This is a genomic window from Rhodococcus sp. DMU1, from assembly GCF_012272955.1.
Lineage (GTDB): Bacteria > Actinomycetota > Actinomycetes > Mycobacteriales > Mycobacteriaceae > Rhodococcus > Rhodococcus aetherivorans.
In genome coordinates, this window is sequence record NZ_CP050952.1 from 5,863,629 (window position 1) to 5,875,393 (window position 11,765).

Annotated in this window: 10 protein-coding genes; 4 read left to right on the plus strand and 6 right to left on the minus strand. The window is 71.7% G+C overall.

The window, feature by feature from the left end:
* The first annotated feature begins 42 nt into the window (after positions 1–42).
* Positions 43–882 (plus strand): alpha/beta fold hydrolase, encoded by an 840-nt coding sequence (locus HFP48_RS26885; RefSeq protein WP_029546653.1) that lies wholly within the window; start codon positions 43–45, stop codon positions 880–882.
* A gap of 9 nt (positions 883–891) precedes the next feature.
* Here the strand turns inward: HFP48_RS26885 and HFP48_RS26890 are convergent, their stop codons facing one another.
* The gene (locus tag HFP48_RS26890) at positions 892–1,875 is read right to left on the minus strand and encodes a DUF389 domain-containing protein (protein WP_168580394.1); all 984 of its coding nucleotides are present in this window, start codon (positions 1,873–1,875) and stop codon (positions 892–894) included.
* A 440-nt stretch (positions 1,876–2,315) separates the two neighbouring features.
* Here HFP48_RS26890 and HFP48_RS26900 point away from each other — a divergent pair, with 440 nt between their 5' ends.
* From HFP48_RS26900 to HFP48_RS26910, 3 genes are all read left to right on the plus strand, one after another.
* On the plus strand, positions 2,316–2,762 hold the full coding sequence (locus HFP48_RS26900) for a hypothetical protein (protein ID WP_065923311.1): 447 nt from the start codon (positions 2,316–2,318) through the stop codon (positions 2,760–2,762).
* 84 nt (positions 2,763–2,846) lie between these two features.
* Entirely contained in the window at positions 2,847–3,299 is a 453-nt protein-coding gene (locus tag HFP48_RS26905; RefSeq protein ID WP_246872486.1) for a DUF6069 family protein, read from the plus strand.
* Between the two features lie 446 nt (positions 3,300–3,745).
* Complete coding sequence (locus tag HFP48_RS26910) at positions 3,746–4,870, plus strand: globin domain-containing protein (RefSeq protein WP_246872487.1); 1,125 nt, start codon at positions 3,746–3,748, stop codon at positions 4,868–4,870.
* Positions 4,871–4,883: 13 nt separating this feature from the next.
* On the opposite strand, the gene HFP48_RS26915 is transcribed toward HFP48_RS26910, so the two are convergent.
* The 5 genes from HFP48_RS26915 to HFP48_RS26935 all read right to left on the minus strand — a co-directional run bounded on the left by HFP48_RS26915 (position 4,884) and on the right by HFP48_RS26935 (position 11,696).
* Positions 4,884–5,375, minus strand: coding sequence for a TspO/MBR family protein (locus HFP48_RS26915; RefSeq protein WP_006943512.1), 492 nt, complete (start codon positions 5,373–5,375; stop codon positions 4,884–4,886).
* A gap of 35 nt (positions 5,376–5,410) precedes the next feature.
* On the minus strand, positions 5,411–5,641 hold the full coding sequence (locus HFP48_RS26920) for a hypothetical protein (RefSeq protein WP_029546658.1): 231 nt from the start codon (positions 5,639–5,641) through the stop codon (positions 5,411–5,413).
* A 217-nt stretch (positions 5,642–5,858) separates the two neighbouring features.
* The gene (locus HFP48_RS26925; RefSeq protein WP_168580396.1) at positions 5,859–8,444 is read right to left on the minus strand and encodes a cation-transporting P-type ATPase; all 2,586 of its coding nucleotides are present in this window, start codon (positions 8,442–8,444) and stop codon (positions 5,859–5,861) included.
* A gap of 181 nt (positions 8,445–8,625) precedes the next feature.
* Positions 8,626–9,927 (minus strand): MFS transporter, encoded by a 1,302-nt coding sequence (locus HFP48_RS26930; protein ID WP_029546660.1) that lies wholly within the window; start codon positions 9,925–9,927, stop codon positions 8,626–8,628.
* Positions 9,928–10,028: 101 nt separating this feature from the next.
* Positions 10,029–11,696 carry an AMP-binding protein gene (locus tag HFP48_RS26935; protein ID WP_043796835.1) on the minus strand — a complete coding sequence of 556 codons (1,668 nt, stop codon included), beginning with the start codon at positions 11,694–11,696 and terminating at the stop codon, positions 10,029–10,031.
* Between the last annotated feature and the right edge of the window lie 69 nt (positions 11,697–11,765).

The window sequence follows — 11,765 nt, forward strand, 5'->3', positions numbered from 1 at the left end:
TTTCGCGCATTTCGCGCCCCCGGACACCCGCCGGACGCGAGGATGGGCGGCATGGTCGGCAGGCTCGCCCTCCTAGGGCTGATCGCGGCGTGCAGCATCGCGACCGCCGCACCCACGGCGGGCGCCGAACAGCGTGCCGCAGAGGCTACGACCGGCCCGCCGCAGAGCACCTTCGGCGCCGCGCTCGCCTACTCGCTGGCGCATCCCGGCGTCGTCCCGGCCGGGACGAACGATGCCGACTGCGTGCCCACACCGGCGCACCCCGAACCGGTGGTGCTCGTCCACGGCTTCCTCGAGAACTCCTACGCCAACTGGGCCGGATTGGCACCGGCGCTGAAGGCCGAGGGGTACTGCGTGTTCGCACTCGACTACGGCGCACCGCCGGGCGAGCCGTTCAAGGCGCGCGGGCCGATCCCGGACGCCGCCGGCGAACTGGCGGCGTTCGTCGACACCGTCCTGGCCGAAACCGGCGCCGAGCGAGTGAGCATCGTCGGTCACTCCAAGGGCGGCGCCGTCCCCCGGTGGTACGTGCGGTTCCTCGGCGGGGCGGACAAGACCAGCCGCATCGTCGGGCTGGCGCCGGCGAACTACCCGTCGCTCGGGCCGCCGTCGGTCGCGCAGGATGCCGTGCTCGCCGAACTCAACGCCGGCAGCGACACCGTCGAGGGCGTCTCCTACACGGTCGTCGCCACCAGATACGACCAGGTGATCATCCCCTACACGGCGTCGTTCCTCACCGGGCCCGGCGCGCAGAACATCCTGCTGCAGGACGTGTGCCCCGCGAACACCGCCGACCACGTCTCGATCCCCTACGATCCGGTCGCCGAGCAACTGGTGCTGGCCGCACTGGACCCGGCCGGGGCGCGGCCGGTCGTGTGCTGAGCGCCGCCCCTACCCGCCGGGCAGGCGCCGCGTTCCGCCGATCACGAGGGTGACCTCCACGTCGACGTCGCGCAGCCCGGCCTCGTTCAGGGCGTCGCGCAGGGTCGCCGGATCCGCCTCGGGCGGCGGCCCGAGCGCCTCGATCCACAGCACGGACTCGCGGAATCCGATGTCGGTGATCACCCAGCCCTGCTCCTGCGCCCACTGCTCCGCGACGGGGGCGACGTCGGCCTTCAACGTCTCCTGCCGGATCACTCGCGTGCTGGACACACCCAGGGGGACCGCGACGAGCACGACCGCGGCGACGACCGTGAGCACGCTGAGACCGCGCAGGTCCCCGACCGTACGGCCGGCGCGGTGCGCCGCCCCGCGCACCCCCGCCAGCAGAAAGACCAGGGTGCCGGTGGCGACGATGGCGGCGACGTTGGTGGCGAACAGCAACAGGGCCCCACCGGCCTGCCGCGGCGCGCCGGACTCGAGGGTCAGGCCGACCACCGCGAGCGGCGGCACGAGCGAGATCGCGATCGCCACACCGGGCAGGGTGTCGGACACATCGCGGCGCACCAGCGCGAAGGCCCCGACCGCACCGGTGGCCAAGGCGGCGACGAGGTCGATCATCCGCGGCGCGACCCGTCCCGCCACCTGGCTGTTGTTCTGCGCGAGCACGTCCAGCGGATCGAGCAGGCCCACCGCGAATCCGGTCGCGACCACCGCGGCCGCTCCGGCCACGACGAGCAACGCGGAGGCGATCAGGTTGCGGTGGTCGTTGAGGACGACGGCCAGTGCGGTCCCGACGATCGGCGTCATCAGCGGCGCCACGATCATGGCGCCGATGACGGTGGCGGTCGAGTCCGCGACGACGCCCGCCGAGGCGATGACCGCGGCCAGCACGAGCAGGGTCCAGAACGTCGCGCGCCGGGAACGGGGCCGGGCGTCCTCGGACAGGAACAGGGTGGAGGTCATCCGCTCGATGTCCTCGGTGGTGGGTCTCACGAAAGCCTCCTGGTGCGTCGTTCCGCGAGTGCATCACAGCAGACGCCGCGCGCCCACAGGATCGGGACACCGGTCCCTTCCGTCCGGGACACCGGTCGCGACACGATGTCCCGCACCGGACGGAGGAGGACGCACGCGGTGACGACGGACGAGGCGGTGACGACGGACAAGGCGGCGACACGACCCTCGACGCTGATCGCTGCCCTCCCGCACCGCTACCGTGCCGTGCTGCACTTGCGCATCGCGTGTGGCCTGTCGATCACCGACACGGCCCGTGCCCTGAACACCGATGCCACCTCCGTCCGGCTCGCCCAGCACCACGCCCTGAACCTGCTCCGGCAGCAGCTCGGCCACTCCCGGAACATGTCGGACCCCCGGCGCACACTGATCACAGAACCGGGGACCACCTCGCCCGGACGTACCGAGGAGGAGCGAGTGCCATGGAAACGGGGTGTGGGGCCTTCTTCAGCTGGACCTCACGACGGGTGACGTTGCCGCACTGCCTGCGTGCCGTCGCGGCGGGAACACCCACGCAGTCCGGGCTGACTCTCGATCACCGGGTCGCCTCGGGCACCGTCCGCGGCCGGCTGCTCGCCTATCACGACGCCGACGACGACGCCGACTACGTGGCCCTGCTGGTCGGCGACGTGGCCGGATCGGACGACGTGCCCGTGCGGGTGGTCGACGAGGAGCGACTGCTGGTGGAGGGTGCGCGCAGCACCGAGCCGGCGGAGATCCTCGTGGGCGCCCCCGACGCCCGCGACCCGGATGCGGAGCAGCGGGAGCTCGACCGGCAGCTGTGCCTGGGCGGCCCCGTGCGTTCGATGCTCGCGCATTCCGGTGCCCGTTCGGTCACCGTGGACTGGTGCGCGGTGGCCGCGGCATAGCTTGCGCGGAACGGACTTGACCTCGAGTCGACTCGAGGTTGAACGATGAGCGACGTCAGTTCATCGGCCCTTCCGGAGGACACCATGAGTGTTGTCAAGCCTCTCGACCGCACCACCACGTCGACCCTGCCCGCCTTCTCGCTCAGCCGTCCGATGGCGGTGCTCGTCCCGGTCGTCGTGGCTCTCGTCGCCAACGTCGCACTGTGGCTCGTCGGCCTCGCCGCCGGCGGCTCGTTCGAGGTGACCAACGGCGACACCGTCGAAAGCGCCGCCCCGGGCGGCGTTCTCGTCATGACCGTCGTCCCGCTCACCGTCGGCATGAGTCTCGCGGCGCTGCTCAGCCTGCGCTGGTTCGGCATCATCCGCGTCGCCGAGGTCGTCGGCGCGGTGACCGCGCTCGGCACCATCGCGTCGACGATCGTCGCCGACTTCGACACCCCGAGCACGATCACGCTGTCGCTGATGCACGTGGTGATCGCACTTGTCGTCGTCGCGGGGCTCGAGGCGATGCGCAACCGCATTGCAGCCCAGCGGTAACCACCGGGGCGACGCAACCGTCCCGGGGAACCGGCCCGAAGGTCCCGATTGTCGCAGGACCTTAGGGCCGCCGCCGCACCCTCCGGCGACGGTGACCTACGGCACGGAGACCGACGCGTCTTCCGTTCCTCCCCAGGCACCTTCGCGGCGATGCGGGCACCGCCTGCAGGTGGTGCCGGTCGCACACGCGGCGCCGGCATTTCGTCCACATGCTTCGTCCACAGGACCGAAGTACCCGACCGCCCGGGACGTACGTCCCGAGATCTGTTCCCCGGCCGACCGTTCCGGGCACAGGGCGATTCGCGACAAGCAGTATTCCGCCCTAGAGTCGCTCCCCGGTGCGACGCGTCCGGCATGCGCCGCGCCGCACACGGACAGGATCGCGGAGGTGGCGGACATTGTGGGACCCGAGACTGTGTGCGCTGATCCGCAGTAACGTCGAGGCCGTGTCCGCCCGCCCGGACGGCTTGCAAACCCTGTCGAAAGCGTTCTACGCCAACCTGTTCGCGCGTCATCCCGAGACCCGGCAGTACTTTCCCGCCGCCATGGGCGAGCAACGCGAACGCATCCTGCACGCCGTCGTCCACGTGGTGGACCGGCTGAGCCGACCCGAGACCGTCGTCCCGTTCCTCGAGCAGCTCGGCCGCGACCACCGCAAGTACGGCATCGAGCTGTGGCAGTACAAGGCGCTCACCGAGGCCCTGATCGATGCGGTGGCGCAGGCCGCCGGCGACGACTGGACCACCGAGCTCGACGACGCATGGCACCACGCGCTGCACCTCGTCGCCACCACGATGACCGAGGCCGCGGCCGCCGAAACCGGCCCCGCCGCCTGGGTGGGCACCGTCGTGGAGCACCGCAGACCGCTCGACGACGTCGCCGTCGTGCGCCTGGGGCTCGACCAGCCGATGGCGTACGAGCCGGGACAGTACGTGAGCGTGCAGGTTCCGGGGCGGCCGCGCATGTGGCGTTACCTGTCACCGGCGACGCCGCCGGACGCGGACGGCGCCGTGGAGTTCCATGTCCGTCGCGTCTCCGGCGGCTGGGTGAGCCCGTACATCGTGAGCCACGCCCGCGTCGGCGAGACGTGGGTGCTCGGCTCACCGATCGGCGCCCTGGGGGCGGAGACGATGCGGCCCGGCCCCGGTCGGCCGCGCCCGCTGCTGATGATCGCGTCGGGTACCGCGATCGCCCCCATGCGGGCCCAGCTCATGGCCCTCGCCCGGCGTCCCGCCACGCGGGCGGTCACCGTGTTCTACGCCGGGCGCTACCCGTGCGACCTCTACGACCTGCCGACCCTGTGGCACCTCGCCCGCACCAACCCGTGGCTGACGGTCGTGCCCGTGACCGAGTCGCCGACCGACCCGTGGTGGTTCACCGGCCCCACCGATCCGCCGGTCGGCCTGTCCCTCCTGGAGGGCCCGGTGAGCCGGTGCGTCGCCGAGGCCGGGGACTGGTCGGGGCACGACGTGCAGATCGCCGGGTCCCCCGCCATGATCCAGGCGACCAAGTTCCGGCTGCAGGCCACCGGCGTGCCCGCGGACCGCATCCGCCACGACCCGCTCTACTGACGACCGCGCTTGGTCAGGACCGGTTGAGCCGCGCGATCCGGCCGCTGAGGACCGTGGCGAACGCGCACCACACCGCGTACGGGCCGAGCGCGGCCCCCGCCGCCGGCTTCGCGAGGGCGGCGCGGCGCGCCAGGTCGGCGCTGCTCACCGCGAGCGCCCCGGCGACCACCGTCGCCGGCACGAGCCGATGCGCCTTGAAGAACACCCACGACCAGGACGCGTTGAGTGCCAGGTTCACCGCGAGGGCGGCCCGGTAGTAGGTGGCCTCGTCGACCCGCGCCTCCGATTCGAGCTCGTCGATGGCCACCGCGGAACTCACCGCGATGTCGCCGTACAGCGCCGTCCACACGACGGGGAAGACCGCACTCGGCGGCTGGAACGACGGCTTGCGCAGTCGCCGGTACCAGCGTGTGTCCACGTCCCGGGAGGCGATCGATCCCACCACCGCCGTCGCGGCGGTCGCCGCGGTCGTTCCGAGCAACGTGCGGCCGAACATGCTCGACATACCTGCTCTCCTTACTCCCGCCGTCGGCGAGGTCGTCACATCGCGAGGTCGTGGATCTGGGGGAAGGGCCGCTGCGGATGCGGCGGCGAGGGCTCGGGATCCGGCTCCGGCGGGAACGGCGGCTGCGGCTCCGGTGGGGTCGGCACCGGGTTCGGCTCCGGTGGGAACGGCGGCGGCGGCGTGGGCGTCGGCGGGATCGGCGGGGCAGGCTCGGGTGAGCCCGGCTCCGTGTCCGGGTCCGGTGCGGTCAGGCCGGGGACGATCATGGCGGGTCACTTCCGATCATCGGCGAGCGGTGTTCCGGGGATACCCGGTGCCGCGGCGGCGCAACCCCAGGTTCGGCACGTCAACGACGTCGACGGCCCGCACGTCTCCGTAGTGCTTGTGCAGAGCCCAAACTGTGACGACATCCATGCGGCTCCTCCCCTTCGGTCCCATCGTGCGCGTGCGGCGGGATGCCCGCACCCCGAACGCCCCGGCGGCTCACTGCCGGCGACGGCGCACCCGCTTGTACACGGAGTCGACCACGAGGACCGCGGGGATGCCCAGAAGCGCGACCCCCAGCGCCTCGAGCGGCGGAACCGCGTGCCCGAGAACGTCGGCGACCGGGCCGACGCCGAGGAAGACGACGAGGGCGACGAGTTCGGCGAGCACGGCCCACAGCAGCAGCCGGTTCGAGCCCCACCCGAGCTGCCACGGCGGCCGGGTCGCGCTGCGACAGGCGAACGCGGTGCCCACCTGACCGAGGACGACGGCGGTGAACGCGGCACCGGAGGCAGCGAGAAGTGCCGTCCCGGTGGGAAATTCGCCCCCGGGGCGCCAGCCCGCGACGAGCAGCGCCACGAGGAACGCGCTCATCTCGACGATCGCCTCGGTCGGCCCGAGCACACCGAACACCCGGACCAACAGGGTTCCGTCGACGAGGTGGCGGCGTTCCGGCGGGCGTTTCAGCGTGTCCCGGCTCGGAGGCTCGCCACCGAGGGCGAGCGCCGGCAGCAGATCGGTGCCGATGTCGATGCACAGGATCTGCAGCACCCCCAGGGCGAGCGGGAACTGCCCGCCCGACAGGCCCCACAGCGCGAAGGGCGTCAGTTCGGCCACGTTGGAGGTCAGGTGATAGCTGAGGAAGCGGCGGATGTTGGCGTAGGTGGCACGGCCCTGTTCCACCGCGGTGAGGATGGTCGCGAAGTCGTCGTCGAGCAGCACCAGATCGGCGGCCTCGCGCGCGACGTCCGTGCCGCCCTCACCCATCGCCACCCCGATGTCGGCCTGCCGCAGGGCCGGTCCGTCGTTGACGCCGTCACCGGTCATCGCCACCACGTGGCCGCGGTCCTGCAGGGCCTTGGCCACACGCAGCTTCTGCTCGGGCGAGACGCGGCTGATCACGATGCCGTCCCGGTCGAGCAGGGCACCGAGCAGCTGATCGTCCTCGGGCAGGTCCTTGCCCTGCACCACCCGGCCCGCGGGCCCGAGCAGCCCGATCTCGCGGGCGATGGCGCGCGCGGTCTCGGGATGGTCGCCGGTGAGCATCGCGACCTTGATGCCGGCGCCGCGGGCGGCCCGCAACGCGGCCGGGACGGCGGTCCGCGGCGGATCCTCCATGCCGAGCAGGCCGAGGAGTTCGAGGTCGCGTTCGGCGAGGTCCGGGTCGGTCTCCGCGCCGGGATCGGTCAGGGTCCGGCGGGCGACGGCGAGCACCCGCAGGCCCCGCGACGCCATGTCCGCGAGCGCCTCCTCCGCCCGGTCGACGAGCTCGCCCGGGTCGGCGCAGCGCGGAAGCACCGCGTCCGGGGCGCCCTTGAGGAGCAGCTGCCCGCCCACGATCACCGATTCGCGGCGGCGCCGGGGGTCGAACACGAACCGGCGGGTGACCGGCCCCGGCTGTGCGCCGGGGCCGGCGAGACGGGCCGCGAACGCGGCGATCGCCGCCTCCATCGGGTCGCCGACCGCCCGCCACTCGTCGTCGTCGAGGGTGATCCCACCCTTCGAGGCGGCCGCACCGGCGAGACCGGCGGTCGCGGCCGCCGCCACCGCCGGCTCCGGGCCGGTCACCTCACCGGTGGGCGCATACCCCTCCCCGCGCACCGCCACGGTCCCGGCCGGGGTCCACGCCTCGACGACGTTCATCTGGTTCTGGGTGAGCGTGCCCGTCTTGTCGGTGCAGATGAACGTCGTCGAACCGAGGGTCTCGACGGCCTCGAGGTTGCGCACCAGCGCGTTGTCGCGGGCCATGCGCTGCGCCCCCATCGCCAGCGACAGCGTCACGGTGGGCAGCAGTCCCTCGGGCACGAGGGCGACGGTGATGCCCACCGCGAAGAGGAAGGCGTCCTGCCAAGAGATCCCCACCAGGAGAGACACGGCGAAGAACACCGCGCCGACGCCGACGGAACCGAAGGCGAGCGTCCGGACGATGCGCTGGATCTCCAGATCGAGCGGGCCGGGTGGACGTCGCACCGAAGTGGTCAGGGCCGCGATACCGGCGAGGCGGGTGTTCGCACCCGTAGCCGTGACGATCCCTTCGGATTCGCCCTCGGCGACGAATGTTCCGGCGAACACGGCCGCGCCGGCCGTGCGGAGCACCGGTTCGCTCTCCCCGGTGAGGGTGGATTCGTCGAAGGTGCAGCGGCCCGCGACCGCGAGGGTCAGATCGGCCGGGACCCGGTCGCCGCCGGTGAGCACGACGACGTCGCCGACCACCAGGTCGCGGGCGTCGACGGTGCGCAGCGCCCCGTCGCGCCGCACGACGATGGTGGTGGGCAGCAGCTCCCCCAGGCGTTCGGCGGCCTTCTCGGCGCGCTCCTGCTGCACGAAGGCAAAGATGCCGTTGACGACGATCACCACGATCACGGCGATGCCCAGCTCCGGCATACCCGCGACGAACGCGAGGGCCGAAGCGAACCACAACAGCAGCGCGAAGAAGTGCGTGAGCTGCGCGATCAGCCTGCGCCACCACGGCACCCGTCGCGCAGCCGGAAGCTGGTTCGGCCCGTCCCGGCGGAGCCGCGCGGCGGCCTCCCGGCCGGTGAGCCCGTCGCTGTCGAGCAGCCGCGCACCGGAATCTGCCTGCACACCGCCTCCTCGCCCACGGGATCGACGTGTCACCGCGACGAGGAGCGGGTACAGCACGCCGGGACCGGTCCCGCCGCTGCGGCAGCCCCAGCGTAACGGCATCCGGTCCGGGCCGCGGGACGTCACGGGACACGGCTGCGCCCCGCCGGTTCCGTGCCGGCGGGGCGCAGCCGATCGTCCGTCAGGCGTGTTCGAGGCGGATGCCCTTGGTCTCCTTCATGAAGACGCAGGCGATGCCGGTCAGCACGCACAGCACCATGATGTACACGCTGAACGCCCATCCGATGCCGCGGCCGATCAGGAGCTGATTCAGGTACGGGGCGGTTCCGCCGAACACCGCGACGGAGAACGAGTACGCGAAGCCGATCGCCTGGGTCCGCAGCCGGGTGGGGAAGCTCTCCGACAGCGTCGCCGACAGCACCGACGCGGGGACGGACACGACGAGCAGCGCGACGGTCGTCGCGACGAGCAGGGTCCATCCGGCCGAGGAGATCATCATCGTCAGCGGCAGCTGCAGCACGAGCATCAGTGCGGCGAACGCGAACAGCATCGGGCGGCGGCCGATCCGGTCGGACAGCATGCCCCAGAAGGGCAGGGAGACGAGCGCGATCGACTGGGCGATCACCGACATCCAGTAGGCGACGTCGGGGTCCATCCCCTGCTGGGTGATGGCGTAGGTGGCGACGTACGACGTCCAGGTGTAGTGGGCGGCGGTGATGCCGGAGGTCATGCCGATCATCAGCAGGATCGCGCGGACGACGGTCTTCCGCGGGATGCGCGGCTGCTCGTCCTGCTCCTGGTGGGCGTCGAACACGTCGCTCTCGTCCATGCTGCGACGCAGGTACAGGGCGACCAGGGCCAGGCAGGCGCCGATGAGGAACGGGATGCGCCAGCCCCATTCGGCGACGGCGGTTTCGGAGAGCGACGAGGTGACGGCGCCACCGATGCTGTAGGCGAGGACCGAGCCACCGAAGATCGCGATGAAGGCGACGCTGCCCCACATCCCGCGCCGGTGCGGCGGGGCGATCTCACCGACGTACGAGTAGGCGGTGGCCGATTCGCCGCCGTGGGCGAAGCCCTGCATGATCCGCGCGGCGAGCAGGATCAGCGACGCCCACGCCCCGATGGACTCGTAGGTGGGCATGATGCCGATGACGAGGCTGCCCGTCGCCATCATGAGCATCGTGGTGACGAGGACGAACTTGCGGCCCCGCCGGTCGGCGATGCGGCCGAACACGATGCCGCCGAGGGGGCGCATGAGGAAGCCGACGGCGAAGACCGCGAGCGTGGACAGCAGCGCGGAGATCGGATCGGAGTTGTTGAACATCACCGCGGCGATGAACGGTGCGAAGACCGCGTAGGCGCTCCACTCGTACCACTCGAGCACGTTGCCGACCGCGCTGGCGAACAGCGATTTCTTCTTCGATGCCAGGGTGGGCGCGGTGTCGACCGCACCCCGGGTGTTCCGGACGTCGGTGTTCACGTCGTATCTCTTTTCGTTCGCGGGAGCGGTGGCCGAATGTCACATGGGTTCGATGTGACCGAACCCGTGTGACATTCGGTCACGCCGGAGGGGACGGACCGTCAGGCGGTCGGGGTGGGGATCGTGCGGTCGCGCAGGTCGCTGCGCCGGATCTTGCCGGTCTGGGTCTTGGGGAGGTTCTCGACGATGTGGACCCGGCGGGGCCGCTTGTAGGCGGCGAGGCGGTCGCGGACGAAGTCCACGAGCTCGCGCTCGGTGGCGTGGGCGTCGCGTTCGAGCGACACGTACGCCACCACGGATTCGCCCTGGTAGTCGTCGGGCTGGCCGACGACGGCGGCCTCGTGGACGGCGGGATGCTCGTACAGGGCGTCCTCGACCTCGCGGGGCCACACCTTGTATCCGGAGACGTTGATCTGGTCCTTCAGGCGGTCCACCAGGTAGACCCAGCCGTGCCGGTCGATGATCGCACCGTCGCCGGTGCGCAGCCGCCCGTCCGGCAGGGTGGCGGCGGACGCCTCGGGGTTGCGCCAGTACCCGGAGATCACCTGCGGGCCGGACAGTTCCAGTTCACCCTGCTTGCCGGGTTCGACGTCGGCGCCGTCCGCGTCGACGACACGCGCGTCGAGCAGGGGCAGCGGGACACCGATCGCGAGGGTGCCGCTGGCGGGGTCGACGGGTGCCCGCCGCCCGGGCGGTACCGCGATCACGCCGGAGGAGGTCTCGGTCATGCCGTAGGCGTTGTGGATGTACTTGCCGAACTTCGCTTCGAACTTCTCCACGGTCGCGGGCGGGATCGGCGCGCCGCCGGAGTAGAGGGTCTTGATCGAGGCGAAGTGGCGGGCCTCGGCGCCGGGGGTTTCGTACAGGGCGTTGAACACCGTGATCGAGCCGATCGTGAACGTGACCCCGTGCTCGACGAGGGCCTCGAGCGCGACCTCGGCGTTGAAGCGGTTCGCGAAGACCAGGGCGGTGTCGTGCACCAGCGCCAGCGTGGCGTTGATGACGGCGCCGGTGATGTGGAACAGCGGGGCGACGGCGAACACCGCGTCGCCGGCGGCCAGGCCGACGAAGGAACCGAAGGTGGTGGCCACGGCCAGCACGTTGGCGTGGGTGTTCATCGCACCCTTCGGCGGACCGGTGGTGCCGGAGGTGTAGGCGAGCAACGCGACGTCGTCGCCGGTGATCTCGACGTGGGGCGGCCGCCGGCCCCGGTGTTGTTCGATCAGCTCGACGAGGTCACCGTCGGGCGCGGCCACGGCGCGGTCCGTCGACGGGAAGACCCGGGCGTCGTCGCGGGTCTGGAAGTCCAGGTCACTGGTGCTGAGGATCCACCGCACGGAGCTGTCGCGGACGGTGTCCGCGGTCTCCGCGACGGCGGTGTCGGCGCACACGATGCCGACGATCTCGGCGTCGTCGACGAGGCGGCGCAGTTCGGCCCGCCGGTACATGGGGTTGAGCACGAGCGCCGCGGCCCCGAGCTTCCACAACGCGAGCAGGGTCAGCGCGTACTGGGGGATGTTCTGCAGGTAAATGCCCACCCGGTCGCCGCGCTGCACGCCACGGGCGGCGAGGGCGACGGCGAGGGCGTCGGAGAGCTCGTCGGTCTCGCGGGCGGTCAGCACACCGTCGAAGTAGGCGATGGCCTTGCCGTCCGGGTTGGCATCCACGCGGGCGCGCCACGCGTCCACCAGGGAGACGAACGGCACCGCCGGCTCGGGATCGAGCCCGTTCGGGTAGAGCGCGGTCCAGGGGCGCTTCTCGGACGTCACGACGCAGTTCCTTCCACTCGACTGCGGAACCTTCCCACCGCCACGACCGATCGCTCGGTCGGTAAGCGG

What these genes read in the sequence shown, in the direction of transcription:
- HFP48_RS26885 (WP_029546653.1), top strand. Translation starts at nt 43, where the DNA reads ATGGGCGGCATGGTCGGCAGGCTCGCCCTCCTAGGGCTGATCGCGGCG.
- HFP48_RS26900 (WP_065923311.1), top strand. Translation starts at nt 2,316, where the DNA reads ATGGAAACGGGGTGTGGGGCCTTCTTCAGCTGGACCTCACGACGGGTG.
- HFP48_RS26905 (WP_246872486.1), top strand. Translation starts at nt 2,847, where the DNA reads ATGAGTGTTGTCAAGCCTCTCGACCGCACCACCACGTCGACCCTGCCC.
- HFP48_RS26915 (WP_006943512.1), bottom strand. Translation starts at nt 5,375, where the DNA reads ATGTCGAGCATGTTCGGCCGCACGTTGCTCGGAACGACCGCGGCGACC.
- HFP48_RS26920 (WP_029546658.1), bottom strand. Translation starts at nt 5,641, where the DNA reads ATGATCGTCCCCGGCCTGACCGCACCGGACCCGGACACGGAGCCGGGC.